At 58.6% G+C, this 19,763-nt stretch carries 15 protein-coding genes, 1 pseudogene and 1 other annotated feature; of the genes and pseudogenes, 12 read left to right on the plus strand and 4 right to left on the minus strand.

Going from position 1 to position 19,763, the window contains the following annotated elements; genetic code table 11:
• The first annotated feature begins 225 nt into the window (after positions 1-225).
• The 7 genes from AKV04_RS24990 (at position 226) to AKV04_RS25020 (ending at position 12,990) form a co-directional block, all read left to right on the plus strand.
• Positions 226-2,607 (plus strand): glycogen/starch/alpha-glucan phosphorylase, encoded by a 2,382-nt coding sequence (locus tag AKV04_RS24990; protein WP_054009116.1) that lies wholly within the window; start codon positions 226-228, stop codon positions 2,605-2,607.
• Positions 2,608-2,622: 15 nt separating this feature from the next.
• On the plus strand, positions 2,623-4,803 hold the full coding sequence (gene glgB / locus AKV04_RS24995) for a 1,4-alpha-glucan branching protein GlgB (protein ID WP_054009117.1): 2,181 nt from the start codon (positions 2,623-2,625) through the stop codon (positions 4,801-4,803).
• Between the two features lie 48 nt (positions 4,804-4,851).
• Complete coding sequence (gene glgC, locus AKV04_RS25000) at positions 4,852-6,123, plus strand: glucose-1-phosphate adenylyltransferase (protein WP_054009118.1); 1,272 nt, start codon at positions 4,852-4,854, stop codon at positions 6,121-6,123.
• Between the two features lie 80 nt (positions 6,124-6,203).
• Entirely contained in the window at positions 6,204-7,634 is a 1,431-nt protein-coding gene (glgA, locus tag AKV04_RS25005; RefSeq protein WP_054009119.1) for a glycogen synthase GlgA, read from the plus strand.
• Positions 7,631-9,721, plus strand: coding sequence for a glycogen debranching protein GlgX (gene glgX, locus AKV04_RS25010; protein ID WP_054009120.1), 2,091 nt, complete (start codon positions 7,631-7,633; stop codon positions 9,719-9,721). Before glgA ends, glgX begins: the two co-directional genes overlap by 4 nt.
• Complete coding sequence (locus tag AKV04_RS25015; RefSeq protein ID WP_054009121.1) at positions 9,718-11,340, plus strand: alpha-D-glucose phosphate-specific phosphoglucomutase; 1,623 nt, start codon at positions 9,718-9,720, stop codon at positions 11,338-11,340. Before glgX ends, AKV04_RS25015 begins: the two co-directional genes overlap by 4 nt.
• 117 nt (positions 11,341-11,457) lie before the next feature.
• Entirely contained in the window at positions 11,458-12,990 is a 1,533-nt protein-coding gene (locus tag AKV04_RS25020) for a trimethylamine methyltransferase family protein (RefSeq protein ID WP_202905690.1), read from the plus strand.
• Positions 12,991-13,127: 137 nt separating this feature from the next.
• Here the strand turns inward: AKV04_RS25020 and AKV04_RS25025 are convergent, their stop codons facing one another.
• A complete protein-coding gene (locus tag AKV04_RS25025; RefSeq protein ID WP_054009123.1) occupies positions 13,128-13,586 on the minus strand; it encodes a lytic transglycosylase domain-containing protein in 459 nt (152 codons plus the stop codon).
• Positions 13,587-13,858: 272 nt separating this feature from the next.
• On the opposite strand from AKV04_RS25025, the gene AKV04_RS25030 reads away from it, so the two are divergent.
• Positions 13,859-14,443, plus strand: coding sequence for an HNH endonuclease (locus AKV04_RS25030; protein WP_054009124.1), 585 nt, complete (start codon positions 13,859-13,861; stop codon positions 14,441-14,443).
• Positions 14,444-15,030: 587 nt separating this feature from the next.
• On the opposite strand, the pseudogene AKV04_RS25920 reads toward AKV04_RS25030, so the two are convergent.
• Positions 15,031-15,557 (minus strand): annotated as a pseudogene (locus AKV04_RS25920) (transposase); the annotation flags it as partial.
• Between the two features lie 363 nt (positions 15,558-15,920).
• Here AKV04_RS25920 and AKV04_RS25045 point away from each other — a divergent pair.
• Together AKV04_RS25045 and AKV04_RS26440 are read left to right on the plus strand one after the other, a co-directional pair.
• Complete coding sequence (locus tag AKV04_RS25045; RefSeq protein WP_054009126.1) at positions 15,921-16,565, plus strand: ATP-binding protein; 645 nt, start codon at positions 15,921-15,923, stop codon at positions 16,563-16,565.
• On the plus strand, positions 16,555-17,076 hold the full coding sequence (locus AKV04_RS26440; RefSeq protein WP_156317840.1) for a hypothetical protein: 522 nt from the start codon (positions 16,555-16,557) through the stop codon (positions 17,074-17,076). Before AKV04_RS25045 ends, AKV04_RS26440 begins: the two co-directional genes overlap by 11 nt.
• A gap of 65 nt (positions 17,077-17,141) precedes the next feature.
• Here AKV04_RS26440 and AKV04_RS26445 read toward each other — a convergent pair whose 3' ends face one another.
• Positions 17,142-17,450: a hypothetical protein gene (locus AKV04_RS26445; RefSeq protein WP_156317842.1), complete on the minus strand. Its 309-nt coding sequence runs from the start codon at positions 17,448-17,450 to the stop codon at positions 17,142-17,144.
• 9 nt (positions 17,451-17,459) lie between these two features.
• Here AKV04_RS26445 and AKV04_RS25060 point away from each other — a divergent pair, with 9 nt between their 5' ends.
• Both AKV04_RS25060 and AKV04_RS25065 read left to right on the plus strand, forming a co-directional pair.
• Positions 17,460-17,738, plus strand: a complete 279-nt coding sequence (locus AKV04_RS25060) for a hypothetical protein (RefSeq protein WP_156317844.1) — start codon at positions 17,460-17,462, stop codon at positions 17,736-17,738.
• Between the two features lie 54 nt (positions 17,739-17,792).
• Positions 17,793-18,560 (plus strand): hypothetical protein, encoded by a 768-nt coding sequence (locus AKV04_RS25065; RefSeq protein WP_054009130.1) that lies wholly within the window; start codon positions 17,793-17,795, stop codon positions 18,558-18,560.
• Here the strand turns inward: AKV04_RS25065 and AKV04_RS25070 are convergent.
• A protein-coding gene (locus AKV04_RS25070) for an IS3 family transposase (RefSeq protein WP_156317376.1) occupies positions 18,524-19,758 on the minus strand; the annotation gives its coding sequence in 2 pieces (ribosomal slippage) (positions 18,524-19,464 and positions 19,464-19,758; 1,236 coding nt in all). The genes AKV04_RS25065 and AKV04_RS25070 overlap by 37 nt on opposite strands.
• Positions 19,355-19,471: a sequence feature (AL1L pseudoknot), on the minus strand. Its footprint overlaps the gene before it by 117 nt.
• Positions 19,759-19,763: the final 5 nt, after the last annotated feature.

Raw genomic sequence — 19,763 nt, forward strand, 5'->3', positions numbered from 1 at the left:
AAGCGCTTTGATCGCAAAGACCTATCTAATAAAACGAAAAACATGGTGAAATCTCAAATTGTTTGCGGTAACAAGAAAGCGGTTTGAAGGATTTGTGCTGAGACCGGGCTTGGGGTGAAATGGCGGCGTGCCGGATGGAGTACGGTGCTTGCTTGACCCCACACGGCAGAGAGATAGGCTCAAAGCCAACCGAAATGGAAAGATGTGGAACGCGCCTTGAAGGATATGGATCTGACCCCCGCTTTGCTGAAAACCGATGTGCTGCGGCACCTGACCTTTACGATTGGTAAAGATCCAGCCAATGCCAGCGCGTACGATTGGCGCATGGCGCTGTCTTTCGCCATTCGTGACCGGATCATGGAGCCGTGGTTCGCCTCGACCCGCCGCACTTGGGCGGAAGATCGCAAGCGGGTGTATTATCTGTCGATGGAATTTCTGATTGGGCGGTTGCTGGAAGATGCCACGGTCAACCTTGGCCTGCGTGACATCGCCGAGGAGGTGATGCAGGACTTCGGGCAGGATTTCCACGCGCTGGTGGAAGGCGAGCCGGATGCGGCTTTGGGCAACGGCGGTCTGGGCCGGCTGGCGGCGTGCTTCATGGAAAGCATGGCGACGGTGGGTTGCCCGGCTTATGGCTATGGCATCCGCTATGAACACGGGTTGTTCCGGCAAAGTTTTGAGCGTGGTCAACAGGTTGAGATGCCAGAAGACTGGTTGTCGCAATCGAACCCTTGGGAATTTGCGCGCCCCGAAAGCGCCTATGTGATCCCGTTCAAGGGCACGGTTGAGGTCAAGGGCGGCAAGGAAATTTGGGTTCCGGCGGAGACAGTTCTGGCCAGCGCTTATGATACCCCGGTGATCGGCTGGCAGGGCAAATGGGCAAATACCCTGCGGCTGTGGTCGGCAAAACCGACCAAGCAGTTCGATCTGGAGCGGTTCAATCGTGGCGATTACGCGGCGGCGGCAGAGCCTGAGGCCTTGGCGCGCACCTTGTCGCGCGTTCTCTATCCCGATGACACCACCTATCAGGGCAAAGAATTGCGCCTGAAGCAGGAATTTTTCCTGACCTCGGCCGCCCTGCAAGACATTCTGCGCCGCTTCAAGGCCAGCCATTCCGATCTGCGCAACCTGCCGAAACATGTCGCCATTCAGATGAACGACACCCATCCGGCAATCGCCGGGCCGGAACTGATCCGCCTGTTGGTCGATGAAAACGGCATGGGCTTTGAAGATGCGCTGGACACCGCGCGCGATTGCCTTGGCTACACCAACCACACCCTGCTGCCCGAGGCGTTGGAGCGGTGGGCGACCTTCACCTTCGGCAACACGCTGCCGCGCCATATGCAGATTGTCGAGCGCATCGACAGCTGGCACCGCCGCACCTTCAACCCACCGCATTACATTGGCATCGTCAAGCACCAGGAAGTGCGGATGGGTGAACTGGCGTTCGTGATGGCGCATAAGGTCAATGGCGTTTCGGCGCTGCATTCTGATCTGGTGAAAAAGAACCTGTTCCCCGAGTTGAACGCGCTGCATCCGGGGCGGATTATCAATGAAACCAATGGGGTGACGCCGCGCCGTTGGTTGAAAATGTCAAACCGTCCGCTGTCCACCTTGATCACGGACTCGATTGGTAGCGGCTGGGAGGATGATCTCGACCGTTTGAAAGGGCTGGAGCCATTGGTCGAAGACTCTGCGTTCCGCACCAAGTTTGATGCCGCCAAACGCGCCAATAAGGTGGCACTTGAGGGTTGGATTGCGCAGGAATGTGGCGTGAAAGTCTCACCGGATGCGCTGTTTGATGTGCAGGTCAAGCGTATCCATGAATACAAACGCCAGCTTTTGAACATCCTACAAACCGTCGCGCATTACCAACGCATCAAGGCCAATCCGAAGGCGGCATGGGTGCCTCGGGTGAAAATCTTTGGCGGCAAGTCGGCGCCGGGCTATGCTGTGGCCAAGGAAATCATCCATCTTATCAATGATGTGGCGCAGGTTATTAATGCAGATGCCGAAGTCGGTGATTTGCTGAAGGTGATCTATCCTGCGAACTACAACGTCAGTATGGCCGAGCGTTTGGTGCCCGCAGCGGACCTTTCAGAGCAGATTTCGACCGCTGGCAAAGAAGCTTCCGGCACCGGCAATATGAAGTTCATGATCAACGGTGCGCCGACCATTGGCACGCTGGACGGCGCGAATGTTGAGATTCTCGCTGAGGTTGGTGCCGAGAACTTCTTCCTGTTCGGCCTGACCACCGATGAGGCGATGAAGCGGCGCGAAGACCCCGAGCAGTCGCGTAAAGCGATTGATGCCAGCCCGGCGCTGCAACTGGTGTTGCAGGCGATTGCCGAAGGCCAATTCAGCCTGGATCAGAAAGACCGCTATCATGGTCTGGTACACCGGGTTTGGCACCATGATTACTTCCTCGTTGCTGCGGATTTCGACTCGTATGACGTGGCACAAGACCTGGTCGATACCGCCTATGCGGATCGTCAGGCTTGGATTAAAATGGCGGCATTGAACACGGCGCGTTCGGGTTTTTTCAGCTCGGATCGCACCATTCGTAGCTATATGAAAGACGTCTGGACGATCCCATCTGCGCTTTAATATCAAGAGGTTGCCATGACTGACTTGCTCATTGACCCCGGTGCTGCACAAGCGATTGCCGAGGGGCGGCATGGCGACCCGTTCTCGGTGTTGGGGCTGCACAAACGCGGCGGCAAATGGGTGGTGCTGGGGTTTGATCCCGGTGCCGAACGGATGTTCGTATTGCCGGGGAAATCCGGCAAACCCGTGGCCGCAACGCCGGTCAAAGGTGCTGCTGGCCTGTTTGTGGCCGAGCTTGCGCGCAAATCGGACTATCGTTTGCGCTGGCAAGGGCATGGCGCGGAATGGGAATGTGAAGACCCATTCGCATTTGGCCCGGTGCTGGGCGAATTGGACGAATATCTGCTCGGCGAAGGCAGCCACAAACGGCTTTGGCAGGTGCTGGGCGCGCATGTAATCACCCATGAAGGGGTTGTGGGCACGCATTTTGCGGTCTGGGCCCCGAATGCCGAGCGGGTTTCGGTGGTTGGCAACTTCAACCAATGGGATGGCCGCCGCCATCCGATGCGCAGGCGCGGCGGCACCGGGGTGTGGGAGACTTTCCTGCCCGCGATTGCCGAGGGCGAGGCCTATAAATACGAAATTCGCGGCCCGGGTGGGGTTTTGCTGCCGTTGAAGGCCGATCCGGTGGGCTTTGGTTCGGAACACGCGCCGAAAAATGCTTCTGTGGTACGGCAGATAGAGAATCCGCAATGGCATGACGCTGATTGGATGGCAACGCGCGGGGCGAAGCAGACGATTGATGCGCCGATTTCGGTTTATGAGGTACATCTGGGGTCTTGGAAACGGGCTCCCGGCGACCGGATGCTGTCCTATACCGAGCTTGCCGAACAACTGGTCACATATGTTGCCGACATGGGGTTCACTCATATCGAGTTGATGCCGATTTCCGAATATCCGTTCGATGGCTCTTGGGGCTATCAGCCGGTGGGCCTGTTTGCACCAACGATCCGGCACGGCACCCCGAACGAATTCCGCGCCTTCATGGATGCCGCCCACCGACGCGGTATTGGCGTGCTACTCGATTGGGTGCCGGGGCATTTCCCGACCGACGCACATGGCTTGGGCCGCTTTGACGGCACGGCACTTTATGAACACCAAGACCCGCGCGAAGGCTTCCATCAGGATTGGAATACGCTGATCTACAATTATGGTCGGGTCGAGGTTTCCAACTACCTTGTCTCTAACGCGCTGTATTGGTTGGAAGAATACCACATGGATGGGCTGCGGGTCGATGCTGTGGCTTCGATGCTCTACCGTGATTACAGCCGCGAAGCGGGGCAGTGGGTGCCGAACAAAGACGGCGGACGCGAGAATTACGAAGCGATTGCCGTGCTGCAAAGCATGAATATCACTGCCTATGGCGAGGTTGCAGGTGTGATGACGGTGGCCGAGGAAAGCACCGCGTTTGCGGGCGTGTCGCGTCCGGTGAACCACGGCGGGCTTGGCTTTGGCTTTAAGTGGAACATGGGCTGGATGAACGACACCCTGTCCTACATGCAGAAAGACCCGATCTATCGTCGCTTCCATCACCACCAGATGACCTTCGGGCTGCATTACGCTTGGTCGGAAAACTACATCCTGCCGATCAGCCATGACGAGGTTGTGCATGGCAAAGGCAGCATGTTGGAGAAGATGCCGGGGGATGGTGAACAGAAGTTCGCAAACCTGCGGGCCTATTATGGCTTCATGTGGGCGCATCCGGGTAAGAAGCTGTTGTTCATGGGCTGTGAGTTCGCCCAAGGCAAGGAATGGAACCACAACCAGTCGCTCGATTGGCACCAGTTGGAGATTCCGGCGCATCAGGGTATGCAAAACCTTGTCCGCGATCTGAACCGGGTTTACCGCGACGTACCTGCCTTGCACGTTAACGATACGCGCCCAGAAGGCTTTGAGTGGATCGAAAGCAATGACGCGGAGGCCGGGGTCTACGCTTGGGTCCGCAAGGGCAAACCGGGCGATCCGATGGTGGTGGCGCTGGTCAATATGACCCCCGTTGATCGGGCCTACCGGGTTGGGCTGCCGGCCGGTGGGCATTGGACGGAAATACTGAACACGGATGCTGCGGTTTACGGAGGAGGGAACCGTGGCAATCTGGGTGGCGTGGGGGCGGAGGCCATTCCGCATCATGGCCGCCCGCACTCGGCTTCGGTCAATGTGCCGCCGCTCTCGGCGGTTTGGCTGAAACAGGGTTGAAATCACAGGATAAAAGCGGGCGCAGGCCTGCGTAAAGGGAGGACTACGATGCAACCAAGACCCAATGCCCGTCTGTCATCGCAGGCTATGGCTTTTGTTCTGGCCGGAGGGCGCGGCTCTCGGCTGAAAGAGCTGACAGATCGGCGCGCCAAACCCGCCGTATACTTTGGCGGCAAGACCCGGATCATCGACTTTGCTTTGTCGAATGCGCTGAATTCCGGCATACGCAAGATGGCGATTGCGACGCAGTATAAGGCGCATAGCCTGATCCGCCACATGCAGCGCGGCTGGGGGTTCTTCCGGGCCGAGCGCAACGAGTATCTGGACATCTTGCCAGCCAGCCAGCGGGTGTCTGAGAATAAGTGGTATCTTGGCACCGCCGATGCAGTCGCGCAAAATATTGATATCGTTGATTCTTATGGTGTGAAATACATCGTCGTTCTGGCCGGTGATCACATCTATAAGATGGATTACGAGGTGATGTTGCAGCAGCATGTTGACAGCAAAGCTGACGTGACCATCGGCTGTCTGACCGTGCCGCGGATGGAGGCTGTGGCCTTTGGCGTGATGCATGTCGATAAGGATATGCGGATTACCTCGTTCCTTGAGAAACCCGCCGATCCGCCCTCGATCCCCGGCGATCCGGACAATGCTTTGGCCTCGATGGGGATTTATATCTTCGACTGGGCCTTCCTGCGTGACCTTCTGATCCGCGATATGGCGGATGACAACTCCAGCCATGATTTCGGCAATGATCTGATCCCGGATATCGTGAAAAACGGCAAAGCGGTGGCGCATAAGTTTGCCGACAGCTGCGTGAAATCGGGGTTGGAGACGGAGCCCTATTGGCGCGACGTGGGGACGATTGATGCGTTCTGGCAGGCCAATATCGACCTGACCGATTTCATCCCCAAGCTTGATATCTACGATCAAAGCTGGCCGATCTGGACCTATTCGGAAATCCTGCCGCCCGCCAAGTTCATCCACGATGAAGAAGCCCGGCGCGGCATGGCAGTATCGTCGCTGGTGTCGGGCGATTGTATCGTCTCGGGGTCCGAGGTGCGCAATTCTCTGCTGTTCACCGGCTGTCGGACCCATTCGTTCAGCACACTCGATTATGTCGTGGCGTTGCCGCAGGTGATTGTCAATCGCAATGCCGAGCTGAAAAACTGCGTGATCGACCGTGGCGTGATCATCCCGGATGGGCTGGTGGTGGGGCAAGATCCTGAGGCAGATGCGAAGTGGTTCCGTCGCACCGACAGCGGTATCGTGCTGATTACGCAGGATATGCTTGACGAACGGGCGCGGGCGTTGTCCTGACTTAGTAGAAAAGCGGTGGCGACCGGGGACTTAGCCTCTGGTCGCCCAAAGATATTTGGACCAACGTGAAAGGATCAGAGATGCAGGTTCGGGGGCGGGTTTTGTCTGTCGCGTCGGAGTGTGTGCCGCTGATCAAGACCGGGGGCCTGGCCGATGTGGTCGGGGCTTTGCCGGGGGCCTTGGCGAAAGTTGGCTGGGATATGCGGGTGTTGATGCCTGCTTACAGGGCGTTGCGGGCTCGCCTTGATGATCTGGATGAGGTCTGGTTTGAGCAGAACCTGTTCGGCGGTGACGCGCGGGTGATGGCGGGTGAAATCGACGGTTTGCAAGTGATGCTGCTGGATGCGCCGCATCTTTATGACCGTGAGGGTGGGCCGTATTCTGGCCCCGGGGGCGACTGGTTCGACAATGCGCGGCGGTTTGCGGCCTTGTCGTGGGTCGCGGCCCGGATGGCGCGCGATGGCATTGATGGCTGGAAACCTGATATTCTGCACGCGCATGACTGGCAGGCGGGCTTTGCCTCGGCCTATTTGTACTATGGCGGTTCGGGCGGCGTCGCCTCGGTGCTGACGATCCATAACATCGCGTTTCAGGGCTGGGCTCCAGCGCAGGCTTTGGTGGATTTGCGGTTGCCCCCTGATCAGTTTTACCCCGGTGCTTTGGAGTATTACGGCGGGTTGTCCAGCCTGAAGGCCGGTCTGGTCTGTGCCGACCGGATCACAACGGTGTCCCCTAATTATGCCGCCGAATTGATGCGGCCAGAGTTTGGCATGGGGATGGAGGGCGTGATTGCCCAGCGGGCTTCGGTGGTGTCGGGGATTTTGAACGGGGTGGATACCGGGGTTTGGTCGCCCGCCGTGGAACCCATGCCCTATTCGGTGAAGTCGCTGAAAGGCAAAGCCGCCAACCGGGCGGCGTTTTGTGCCGAAATGGGTTTGGATGTTCCGGGGCCGCTGGCGGTTCTGGTGAGCCGTTTGACCGATCAGAAGGGCATTGATCTGCTGGAAACCTGCATCCCCGATTTCATCGCGGGTGGCGGTGGTTTGGCGGTTTTGGGCTCGGGCGATGCTTTGCTGGAAGCCGCGATGCGCCGCTTGGAAGCACGGTTTCCGGGCCGGGTTTCGGTGCGCATTGGCTATGATGAGGCTTACAGTCATCGGTTGTTTGCCGCAGGTGATGCCGTGCTGGTGCCAAGCCGATTTGAGCCGTGCGGACTGACCCAGATGTATGGGCTAGCCTATGGCACGGTGCCGCTGGTGTCTTCGGTTGGCGGTTTGGCCGATACGGTGATCCACGCAAGCCCGGCTGCACTGACGGCTGGGGTGGCGACGGGGATCGTGTTTCATCCTGTCGATGCGACGGGCTTTGGGCTGGCGTTGCGGCAGTTGGTGCAGCTTTACGCCAGTAAAGCCCAATGGGCGCAGGTGCAGAAAAACGCGATGAAGCAGCCGGTTGGCTGGGAGGCCTCTGCCGCCGCTTATGCAGCCCTCTATGCGGAAATGCTGGCGTGAGCTTATCGGGATATGCCACCTCTGCGGGGCGGCCTTGGCCGATGGGGGCGACGCTGACCGATGACGGGGTGAATTTTGCGGTATTCTCGGCCCATGCCACGGCGTTGGAGTTGTGCCTGTATTCGCCGGACGGGCGACGCGAACAGGCGCGCTTGCCGTTCGCGGACCGCGAGGGCGATGTCTGGTATCTGCATGTGGCGGGTCTGTCTGCCGGGCAACTCTACGGTTTGCGCGCTTACGGCCGCTATGCGCCGGATGAGGGCCAACGCTTTAACCCGCACAAGCTGCTGATCGACCCCTATGCGCGGGGTCTTGCCGGGCGGTTGCGTTGGTCGGATGCGGTGATGGGTTACAAGATCGGCGCCTCGCGCGGCGATGGCTCGTTTGATCCCCGCGATAGCGCCTTTGCGGTGCCGAAATCGGTGGTGGTCGACCCCGGTTTCCACTGGGGCAACGACCGTCCGCCGCAGGTGCCGATGGCTGATACGGTGATCTATGAGGCGCATGTCAAGGCGCTGACCATGCGCCATCCTGCCATTCCGCAAGCGATGCGTGGTACTTATGCAGGCCTCGCGCATCCGGTGATGATCGAGCATTTCAAGCGCTTGGGCGTGACCACGCTGGAATTGCTGCCCGTGCAGGCTTATTTCGACGACCGCTTTCTGGTCGCCAAGGGCCTGCGCAATCACTGGGGCTATCAGACCATGGGCTTCTTTGCGCCCGAACAGCGCTATGGAACGGCGCAGCCTTTGCGTGAGATGCAGGTGATGGTGAAAACCTTGCATGCAGCGGGGTTAGAGGTCGTGCTGGACGTGGTCTATAACCACACTGGCGAGGGCGATGCTTGGGGTCCGACGCTCAGCTTCCGCGGCCTCGATAACACCAGCTATTACCGCCTGATCCAAGGCGGGCGGCACTATGCCAATGATGCGGGCACAGGCAATACGCTCGATCTGACCAACCCGGCGGTGCTGCGGATGGTGATGGATTCACTGCGCTATTGGGTGCAAGAGGTGCATGTCGACGGCTTCCGCTTTGATCTGGCCTCGGTCTTGGGGCGCGAGCCTGCGGGCTTTGACCCCCAAGGCGGCTTCTTCGATGCGATCCGGCAAGACCCCGTTCTGGCGCGGGTGAAGCTGATCGCCGAGCCTTGGGATATCGGCCCCGGCGGCTATCAACTCGGCGCTTACCCGGCACCTTTCTCGGAATGGAACGACAAATACCGCGACGGTGTGCGCCGCTTTTGGCGCAATGATGCTGGCCTCGCACCTGAATTTTCCCGCCGCCTGATGGGTTCGGCAGATAAGTTCGATCACTCCCGTCGCCCCGCCACGGCTTCGGTGAATTTCATCACCTCACATGACGGCTTCACGCTGGAAGATCTGGTCAGCTACACCATCAAGCGCAACCTCGCCAATGGTGAGGACAACCGTGACGGCCATGACGACAATCACGCCGATAATATGGGCGTCGAAGGCCCCAGCCCGGATCCCGCGATCCGCGCCGCGCGCGATCTGCGCAAGCGCAACCTGCTGGCAACTTTGCTGCTCAGCCAAGGCACGCCGATGCTGCTGGCAGGCGATGAGTTGGGCCATTCTCAGGCGGGCAACAACAATGCCTATGCACAGGACAATGATCTGACGCGGATTGATTGGGGTGCCGCCGACTCCGTGCTGATTGATTTTGTGGCCAGCCTGACCGCGTTGCGCAAAGCCCATCCGGTGCTGCGCCAAACCCGCTTCCTGCATTCGCAAAAGCGGCTGGCCGATGGTCTGCCCGATGTGATTTGGCGCCGCGCGGATGCCGCGATTCCCAGCCCAAACGATTGGCACGACCCAGCGTTTCGCTGCATTGGGCTTGAATTGCGCATGGCCGCCGAAGGCCCCGACGCGCCGGACGCGCTTTATGTGGTGTTCAACGGCGGCGGGGTGGTGGCTTTGCGCCTGCCCGAAACCGCCGCACAATGGCGGTTGGTGCTGGATAGCACGCGGCCCGATCTTGCGCCCGAACCCTATACGACGCGGCTGGATATGCCGCCGCAATCCGTTTTCGTCTTTGAACCGCTGCTCTCTGGAGGCACAGCATGACCACGATTTCCACCCAACCCATCGCCGGGCAAAAGCCTGGCACCTCCGGCCTGCGCAAGAAAACCCCGGTGTTCATGGGGCCGCATTACCTTGAGAACTTCGTGCAGGCGATTTTCGATGTGATCGGCGCGAAAGGGAAAACTTTTGTGCTGGGCGGCGACGGGCGCTATTTCAACGACCGCGCCGCACAGGTGATCTTGCGGATGGCGGCGGCGAACGGCGCGGTGCGGGTGATCATCGGCCAAGGCGCGATCCTCTCGACGCCAGCGGCCAGCCATCTGATCCGGCTGAACAACACCGACGGCGGCATCATCATGTCTGCCTCGCACAACCCCGGCGGGCCGAATGAAGACTTCGGCGTCAAGTTCAACATGTCGAACGGTGGACCTGCGCCTGAGGGCGTCACCGAGGCGATGTACAAGCGTACGACAGAAATCTTCGAGTATCACATCGTGGAATCGCAGGATGTTGACCTGTCGGTGATCGGACGCAGCCAGTTGGCGGGCATGATCGTCGATGTCGTCGATCCGGTGGCCGACTACGCCACGCTGATGGAAAGCTTGTTTGATTTCTCGGCGATTGCGGCGATGTTCAAAGGCGGCTTTCGGATGCGGATGGATTCTATGTGCGCCGTGACCGGCCCTTATGCGGTTGAAATCTTAGAAAAACGCCTTGGCGCTGCGGCGGGCACCTGCATCAACGCAACACCTTTGCCGGATTTTGGCGGGATGCACCCCGACCCGAACCCAACTTGGGCCAAGGCGCTGATGGATGAAATGTTTGGTGACAATGCCCCCGATTTCGGCGCGGCAAGCGACGGTGACGGCGACCGCAACATGGTGGTAGGGGCGGGCGCCTATGTCTCGCCCTCCGACAGCCTCGCGGTCCTAGCGGCCAACGCGCATCTTGCCCCCGGCTATAAGGCCGGGCTGAAAGGTGTGGCGCGCTCGATGCCCACGTCCGCTGCGGCGGACAGGGTTGCGGCCTCGCTGGGCATTGCGTGTTATGAAACCCCGACCGGCTGGAAGTTTTTCGGCAACCTGCTCGATGCAGGCCGCGCCACGATCTGTGGCGAGGAGTCGTTTGGCACCGGATCGGACCATGTGCGCGAGAAGGATGGCCTTTGGGCGATACTTCTCTGGCTCAATATCCTCGCCGTGCGCAAGCAGTCGGTGGCCGCGATCTTGGCGGAACACTGGGGAAAGTTTGGCCGCAACTATTACAGCCGTCACGACTTCGAAGCGATTGCCAGCGACAAAGCCGATGCGATGATGGCGGCTTTGCGGGGGTCTTTGACCAGCCTACCGGGGACGCAACTCGAAGGCCTAACGGTGCAAGCTGCAGATGATTTCGCTTATACAGATCCGGTCGATGGCTCGGTCTCGAAAGCCCAAGGTGTGCGGATACTGTTCGAGGACGGCAGCCGCATCGTGTTGCGTTTGTCTGGCACCGGTACTGAGGGCGCGACGCTGCGGCTCTATCTGGAACGCTATGCGGCAGGGCCGGACGGGCTTGATCTTGACCCACAAGACGCACTCGCCCCGGTGATCCGGGCTGCGCATGCGCTGGCGAAGATCGAAAGCTTCACGGGCCGTGTGACGCCTGACGTAATTACCTGAGGCCAAAATGTCGGTTTCCGCTGAGATGCGGCGGAAACTGACCTTCAACTGTCGGAGTTGGCTGCGCTGCCACGCCCATTCGGCGCATCCTTGACATAGGTGTCGAGGGAGATGGCGATGACAGAGCAAGGTGTGCGTTCAGGGCGGCAAGCGCGGCAAGTGGAACGGGCGAAGAAGGGCGGCGGTATGGGGCGGCCTTATATTGTGCGCAATATCCCGACCTATGATGTGCTGTCCGAGGAAAATCTGCTGAAGGTGGAACACGCCGCCGACCGGATTTTGGCCGAGACCGGCATCGAATTCCGTGACGATGCGGTGGCGCTTGATCACTGGAAGCGGGCGGGAGCCAAGGTCGATGGTCTGCTGGTAAAATTCGAGCCGGGGATGCTGCGCGAGATCCTGAAATCCGCGCCGCGCGAATTCACCCAACACGCCCGCAACCCGGCCAATTCGGTGCGGATCGGCGGTAAAAACGTGGTGTTCGCGCCCGCCTATGGCTCACCCTTCGTGATGGATATCGACCGCGGACGGCGGTTTGGCACGCTGGAGGATTTCCAGAATTTCATCAAACTCGCGCAATCCTCCCCAAATTTTCACCACTCTGGCGGCACGATCTGCGAGCCGACCGATATTCCGGTGAACAAGCGACATCTCGATATGGTGCTGGCGCATCTGACGCTGTCGGACCGACCGTTTATGGGGTCTGTCACCTCGGAAGATCGTGCCGAAGACAGCATCGAAATGAGCCGGATCGCCTTTGGCCGGGAATTTGTGAACGATAATTGCGTTATTCTTGGCAATGTGAACGTGAATTCACCCTTGGTCTGGGACGGCACCATGACCAACGCCCTGCGCGCCTATGCTCGTGCCAATCAGGCGGCGGTTGTGGTGCCGTTCATCCTCGGGGGTGCTATGGGACCGGTGACCAGTGCGGGCGGCATCGCGCAGTCTTTGGCCGAGACGATGGCCGGTTGTGCGCTGACCCAGTTGGAGCGGAAGGGGGCACCGGTGATATTTGGCAACTTCCTGTCGTCGATGAGTTTGCGGTCTGGCTCGCCCACCTTTGGGACACCGGAACCTGCGATTGGCTCGATGGTTATCGGTCAGCTGGCGCGGCGGTTGGGGTTGCCTTTGCGGTGTTCGGGGAATTTCACCACCTCAAAGCTGCCGGATGCGCAGGCGATGATGGAGGGGACGATGTCGATGCTGGCGGCGATCCATTGCGGGGCGAATTTCATCCTGCATTCGGCGGGATTTCTGGATGGGTTGCTGAGCATGTCTTATGAGAAATTCATGCTGGATGCGGATCTGTGCGGCAGCCTGCATACTTATCTGGACGGCGTGAAGATTGATGATGATCAGCTGGCTGTCGAGGCGTTTGCCGAGGTTGGGCCGGGCAATCATTTCTTTGGCTGTTCCCACACGATGGCCCACTATGAAACCGCGTTCTGGGACAGCGATTTGTCGGATAATGAGCCGTTTGAAAAATGGGAAGCGGCTGGGTCGCATGATGCGGCGTATCGGGCCAACAAGTTGTGGAAAAAACGGCTGGCAGAATATGAGGCCCCGGTTTTGGATGCGGGCGTGGCACAGGGATTGACCGAGTTTGTCGAGGCCAAGAAAGCGTCGATGGGGGATGCCTGGTATTGAGGTCCCAACGCGGGACCAAAAAAGGTTAAGCGTTTTCAGGTGCTTAACCTGCGCGACTTAAGGGGAAATTAACACTTTCGGCGCAACAGCCGATTTCGGGCACAGAAATCGTGTCGGAAAACGCGTTCGTTTTCCGCTTAGCCCCGCAGTCCGGTTTCCTTCAGGATGCCCATGCGCTTGGCCTCGTAGTAATAGCCCTTGGCATACCACATCATCGCGCGGTCCTCATTGCCGCGCGACACCATCCACGCGCCGCGCAGGTATTTTCCGGCGTAATGCAGATTGGTTTCGGCGTCGAGCAATCCCGAGGCCGGGCCGTGATAGCCCATCGTCGCGGCGGTTTGTGGGTGGATTTGCAACAGACCATAATAGGGGCCATTATGCGCCGCCGGATTGTAGCCGCTTTCGCGGCGAATTTGCCGATGCAGCAGGCTTTCCGGGATGCCATGAATCCGCGCCCATTTCGCGATCAGCGCGTGCATTTCCGGCGTATCCCCAGAGGCGGGCGCGCGCGCCTCTGGCCTGCGACCGCCACAGGCGGCCAGCGTCAGGGCGCTGAGGCTTAATGACAACAGGGCGCGGCGCGACAGGGGCATCAGGTTCCTCCGGGTTTTTCGCGTGATAGCGAGCCGGGCTGGGTCTGGAAAGAGCCAACACCTTTGATCGGCGGGAAAATGCGTCATGTGTTTTGCGGATTGCCTAAAACTTGCCCGCAGACAGCGGCCGCTGCGCGTGTCATTCTGTTGTGATCTCATTGCGTCAGATTACCACATATCTTGGGCTTGCGCTTGGCAAAACGCCAGATATGGTTGGCCTTAAGACGACTGCACCCTGTTGACGACTGTTGAAATACGGAGTCTCTTGCGGAATGGACGGCGATTTTAGGACCCAGTTTGTACGCGACCCTGCGGCGCTGAAGCAATTTCCGGCGCTGGTGCTCAATGCGGATTTCCGCCCGCTCAGCTATTACCCGCTGTCACTTTGGCCTTGGCAAGAAGCGATCAAAGCGGCGGTCTTGGACCGCGTGCAGATTTTGGCCGAATACGATCATGTCGTGCGAAGCCAGCGACAAGAATTCCGCATACCTTCGGTGGTGGTGCTGAAGGACTATGTAAGACCGCAAAAGCGCGTGGCCTTCACGCGCTTTAATCTTTTTCTGCGCGACGAATTTTGCTGCCAATATTGCGCGGCCAAAGGTGATCTGACCTTCGATCATGTGCTGCCGCGATCCAAAGGCGGTGTGACCAGTTGGGAGAATGTGGTGGCGGCCTGCTCGCCCTGCAATCTGCGCAAAGGTTCGCGGACACTGAAACAGGCGGGGCTGCATCTGGCAAAAGTGCCAAGGATGCCGACGGCAGAGGAAATGCAGGGCCATGGCCGCCGCTTTCCGCCGAACCATCTGCACGACAGCTGGATGGATTATCTGTATTGGGATGCGGAACTGGACGCCTGAGGGCGCTTCTTGGGGCTGATCTGAAAAACGACCCATAAAACGCACAAAAATGGGTGTTTTGGTTCCGTAAGGAAGCATCGGTTTCACCGGGCCTTGTTTTTGTTCAGTTTTCTGAGTGTTTTTGGTTTCAGCTTTTGGTCGCGGCATAAGTAAGCTGGTTCTGATCACCGCAAGATCGCAGGTATGTATTGGATCCCGAATCCTTGATGATCGCTTGATCGGCGGTTGACGGGTCAGAAAGCTCTTTTTTGCTGACTCGGTATTGATTAGTTTCGCTGAGGGCGGCTGCTCTTGCCTGCGAGTTGGGGCGATGGGCAGGCCTGTGTACCGAATTTTAGCTCACACTTCGCCGTCGTGGTTTGGTGACGACTGGTTTTGACCACTCGATCTTTTTGTTTTCCCGACACAGGTCGGATAGCGGACGCAACCAAGGGGTAATCCCTCCATTTCTAACGGGGTGCACTCGTAGAGCTTATGCGGCCATTTTCAGTTTCTGGGCGGGTGTGATGCCGCCGATGCGCCGTTGCCCGGCAATGGTTTGCTTGCAAACCATGAAAGGGATGTTCGGGCGGTCGTTGTTGTAAGCCCCCCCACGTCTTGCGGGCGTCGGTCAGCCCGACCAGCGGATCGGCGATCTCATCGTTCTCGGCCCGCAACTTTGGGCCATAGCGATAACAGGTCTCCCTGACCCCGAAAGTCCGGCAGGCCAGCGCTATGCTGATCCCGCGCCGCGCCACTGCATTCCCGGCCATCTCGCGGCGTTGACCCACGGCAAATGCATGCATTTGCCTTTCGGGCAACGGATGGCCGATCTATTTTTCCAAGAGCCTCCTTGAGCAGGTCATTTTGCATGCTCAGCTCGGCGAACATCGTCTTCAGCCGCCGGTTCTCCTCCGCAATGGCCTGCGTCGGGGTGATCATCGACGCATCCATGCCACCCTACTTCGCCCGCCATTTGTAAAAGGACGCGTTCCCTCTCATGGTTTGAAGACAAACCATTGCCGGGCAATGGCATCATGCCGTGCACCCGGCACAGCTCGGCCACCGGCATGCCGCCTTCAGCCTGACGCAGGATCGCGAGGATCTGCGGCTCAGTGTATCTGCTTGTCTTCATTCAGAATCTCCTCATCCATCTTGCCGAGAAAACTCTACTTATGCAGACCCTTACTTCCGGGGGGGGATTACCCATGTCGAACGTGCGGGCCAGGTTCTTATCATCGACGAATACGATGCAGACCTAATGGCAATCGTGCCCTATGACTTCCTGCTTCACTGACTTGGCAGGGCAAAGCTGGATGCGCTTGGGATCAGGCTCGACACTCCGCTTCGGGTGAAGATGTCCGTTATCATGGACGCATTTACGGGGTGTATGCCTCCACGATGAAAACAGTGCCACAAGCCGCCGGACGCCACCCGCAACGCTCGGCCGTCGTCGCATGACGACGGGCTGGACGCCGGGCATGAAGGAGTAGTGTTGATGAATGATATGAACCTCGAAGTCGGAGCGTTGCTTGACGCAGACGATCAGATCGACCTGCCCCTCGAAGGCGACCCGCGCCCCGCCCAGGAAGACACTGAGGCACTCTCGGGTTGGCTCTTGCGGCGGTCTTACGTCAGCGACTGGGATAATCAGTTTGTCGCGCGGCTTGAGGTGGTCCTGAAGCGCGACAAGGACGGCAACCTGCTGCCAGAGGGAAAAGCGTTCCGCAACGAGCGGAAGGGAGTGTGCGTGACCGCCATTTCGCAAGACGGAAAAACTACCATGGTCTGGCAGGTCCTCAAGCGGCTTTTCAATGACAGCTTTGATGAGAAGAAATGCGGGGAGCGGATAGCGTATTGTCGGCTGAGGCATGCGGCGAGCGTAAAAAGCGTTTGTGAGGACCTATGCCGTTCGAACGGCTACCCTAAGTTCCCGTCAAAAATGATCCGCCCTGAAGCCGATGACCTTGCCGCGCACCGATTGCGCATGGCCGGAATCACGATTGTCGTCATCGATGAAGTCCATAACCTGAACGACCCAAAGGCTGTGATCAATATCTTCCTCAAGACCCTTGTTCAGGATGGTGGCGGCTTTTGCATCATCCTTATTGGCACCCCCGAAAGTGCGGAATTTGATCTATGATGACCCCGAACACCTTGAACTCGCCGAGCGCTATTTGGACCTTCCCCTAAAGCCATTCGCGCGGACAGCGTCGATTGAGCGGGTCAATCGTGCCTTGAAAGAGGTCAACCATGATGCGGGAGTGCGCCTCGCACCGAGCATCAAGAATGATCCTTACTTTGCCGACCGGATCTATGATGGAGTTCATGGCAGCTTTGGACGCTGCATATTCCTGATTGTGAACTCTGCCATCCGCGCGGTCGAACAAGGCGGAGATGCGGTGGATATCGAGGATTTCCGCGAATTCTTCGACATGAAATACCTGCATTTTAACCCTGAGAACCCATTCAAACACAGCGATTGGTCTCACGGGCGCATGCGGCAACGACCGACGGGCCTGACGCTTCAAATGTCTTTTTCGAGGGTGTTTCCGCGCCAGCGCCGCCCAAAAAGTGTGGACGGCCGCGGAAGAGCGCAGGGAAGACGAAATGACGTCGGACTCCCTGATGCCCCATTTGCCGTTCCATGCTGACGAGGTGAGTCAGGGCTATTTCGTCAGGATCGGATATTACCACGCCGGCGTGCCTGTAAGCACCTTTAACCGCTACGGTTGGGGTCGACCATGTGGATTTCCGCAACGGTACTGGCGCTTTCGTAGATCGGATGGCGGCTCTGGCCGACCTTCAACCAGCGGAGATCGCGTTCAACACTCTGAGCGTCATTTCGAATGACTTGTTGCAGCTGCGGGGCGAGCAGCTTGGTCTCACGGTGGTTCGGCGGACCTTTGTCCGCTTTTGCCCCCAATGCTTCCGTCAGGACGCCGAAGGGCAAGTTGATGCTGGAAGCGGTGCGTAGCGATTCCAGTGGGCGTGGTTGTTGCGCCCGGTGGTGATTTGCACACGGCATCGGGCGATCTTGGTTGAGCTGCCCGCGCCGGATCCGGTGAGGGCCTTCGACCTGCAGAAGCTCGTCGTTGAACAGGATTTCAAACTGCCGAACACGGCTGAAGATGGCCCTAAAGTTCCCGGTGCCTTGCAAACATACGTCGAGGATCGGCTCTGGGGTGCGAAGAACGCGGCGGCTTGGCTCGATGGGCAGGGGATCGCCCCCGGAAGCAAGGCCTGTGAGATGCTGGGTGCGCTTGTCGAAGGCGGTCCCGAGGCAAAGATCGGCCGTTATTCCGAGCTAGATTAGGCGCGTACCGGCGATATCGGTTTCCAGATATGTTCGCGCGGCCCAGACGCTATCATGGAGTCATTCCCACAGTTGCGGATCAGCGCCGGCCGACGCAGCGGCCGGACTGGGCCACAGGGAGCATACGGATTTCTATTTAACCGGCTGAAATACACCCAAAGATCTGACGATTTCGGCCCGCTGCGGGCGATTGTACGCGATGCCATCGTCGAAAATTTTGCGATCGGCCCCGGTGAAGTCATTCTTGGAGAGATGGTTACGCAGCGTCGTGTCCATTCCGTCAACTCGCTGGTGAACGCGACCGGGATCAACCGCTTTAGTCTTTACAGGGTTATGCGTAAGGCAGGGATGATCCCGGAAACTGCCGACACGGCGGCGTTCAACCAGTGGGTCTTCCCGGCAGACCAAGGGGAGAGGCTGATCACCCGCATCCAAAACTCCATTCCCTTGAATCAGGTGAAGCATGCGCTCGGGTGCAGTAAGACCCATGCGGAACAGTTGGCGCAGTACGGGTTGATCACCTCGGTGGTGCCGACTATCGAGGGGAAGGTCGGGTTGACGCAAGGGTATTTCAACCATGACGACCTATCCGCATTCATGACGAATGTGCTGCCCAATACCGTCTTCATCTCCGGAGAGGAGAAAGGCTACGTCAATCTGACGGTTGCCGCACGGCGTTTCTCATCGACTGCAGAAATTCTGCGGTGGCAACTGGACGGTAAGTTGACCGGTACGCTGCTGCTTAATGAACCGCTCCGGGTTTTCCGGAGACCAATTAGTCCGTGTTACGCGACCATATCGAGTGCGTTCAGGTTTTCATAGAAGGCCTCCTCTGCCTCTGCGGGTGGGATGTTTCCGATAGGCTCAAGCAACCGCCTGTTGTTGAACCAATCGACCCATTTCAGCGTTTCCAATTCTACCTCCTCCATGGTTTTCCATGAACTGCGCCGCCGAATGACCTCGGTTTTGTAGAGACCGTTGATCGTTTCGGCCAAAGCGTTGTCATAGGCGTCGCCGACGCTGCCAACGGATGGCTCAATGCCCGCATTTGCCAATCGCTCGGTGTAGCGAATGGACACGTATTGCCCGCCGCGATCGCTATGATGAATAAGCCCGCCTTGATAGGTTGGACGGCGGGCATAAAGCGCTTGCTCAAGTGCATCGAGAACGAAGTCGGTCTTGGCAGACCGCGATGCCTTCCAGCCGACGATGCTGTTGGCAAAGGTGTCGATCACGAAGGCGACGTAGACAAAGCCCTGCCACGTTGAGACATAAGTGAAGTCACTGACCCACAGCATATTTGGCGCTAGCGCTCGGAACTTGCGGTTCACCTTGTCGCGTGGGCATGGCACTGACGTGTCGGGGATCGTTGTTTTCATGGCCTTTCCTCGAACGATTCCCCGTAAACCCATGCCTTTCATGAGGCGAGCAACGGTGCAGCGCGCCACGGCTTCACCTTCACGGCACAGCTGTCGCCAGGCTTTGCGGACACCGTAAACCTCCCAGTTGTCATCCCAGACCTTCTGGATTTTTGGCCGTAAAGCCGCATCCCGCTGCTGGCGTGCCGAGGCCTTGGACGGATCGGCGCGCACAGCGAGGCAGGCGTAGTAGGTCGATGGGGCAATCGGCAGCACCCTGCAGATAGACTCGACCCCATAAACCACGCGATGATCATCAACAAAGTCGATCATGGCTTGAACGGGCGGTCGAGTTCCGCCTGTGCAAAATACGCTGACGCCTTGCGCAGGATCTCGTTTGCCTGCCGAAGCTGGCGCACCTCGCGTTCCAGTTCTTTGATCTTGTCACGCTCAGCACTGGTCGCACCTTCCCGTGCTCCGCTGTCCTTTTCCGCCTGCCGAACCCAGACCCTCAATGTCTCCGGGATGCAGCCAATCTTAGGGGCAATCGCAGCAACTGCCGCAGATTGCGTTTCATAGGAGCCTTGATGCTCCAACACCATGCGAACGGCACGCGCCCGCATCTCCGGTGAATAACGGTTTGATGTCTTACTCTTTTCCATAGCCC

Source organism: Cypionkella psychrotolerans, from assembly GCF_001294535.1.
Lineage (GTDB): Bacteria > Pseudomonadota > Alphaproteobacteria > Rhodobacterales > Rhodobacteraceae > Cypionkella > Cypionkella psychrotolerans.

Bases quoted from the DNA above. Each gene is read 5' to 3' on its own strand.
- AKV04_RS25025 (WP_054009123.1), bottom strand. From the start codon at position 13,586: ATGCCCCTGTCGCGCCGCGCCCTGTTGTCATTAAGCCTCAGCGCCCTG.
- AKV04_RS25045 (WP_054009126.1), top strand. From the start codon at position 15,921: ATGAATGATATGAACCTCGAAGTCGGAGCGTTGCTTGACGCAGACGAT.
- AKV04_RS25065 (WP_054009130.1), top strand. From the start codon at position 17,793: ATGGAGTCATTCCCACAGTTGCGGATCAGCGCCGGCCGACGCAGCGGC.
- AKV04_RS24990 (WP_054009116.1), top strand. From the start codon at position 226: ATGGATCTGACCCCCGCTTTGCTGAAAACCGATGTGCTGCGGCACCTG.
- AKV04_RS26445 (WP_156317842.1), bottom strand. From the start codon at position 17,450: ATGCCGTGTGCAAATCACCACCGGGCGCAACAACCACGCCCACTGGAA.
- AKV04_RS25020 (WP_202905690.1), top strand. From the start codon at position 11,458: ATGACAGAGCAAGGTGTGCGTTCAGGGCGGCAAGCGCGGCAAGTGGAA.
- glgA (WP_054009119.1), top strand. From the start codon at position 6,204: ATGCAGGTTCGGGGGCGGGTTTTGTCTGTCGCGTCGGAGTGTGTGCCG.
- glgC (WP_054009118.1), top strand. From the start codon at position 4,852: ATGCAACCAAGACCCAATGCCCGTCTGTCATCGCAGGCTATGGCTTTT.
- AKV04_RS25015 (WP_054009121.1), top strand. From the start codon at position 9,718: ATGACCACGATTTCCACCCAACCCATCGCCGGGCAAAAGCCTGGCACC.
- glgB (WP_054009117.1), top strand. From the start codon at position 2,623: ATGACTGACTTGCTCATTGACCCCGGTGCTGCACAAGCGATTGCCGAG.
- AKV04_RS25030 (WP_054009124.1), top strand. From the start codon at position 13,859: ATGGACGGCGATTTTAGGACCCAGTTTGTACGCGACCCTGCGGCGCTG.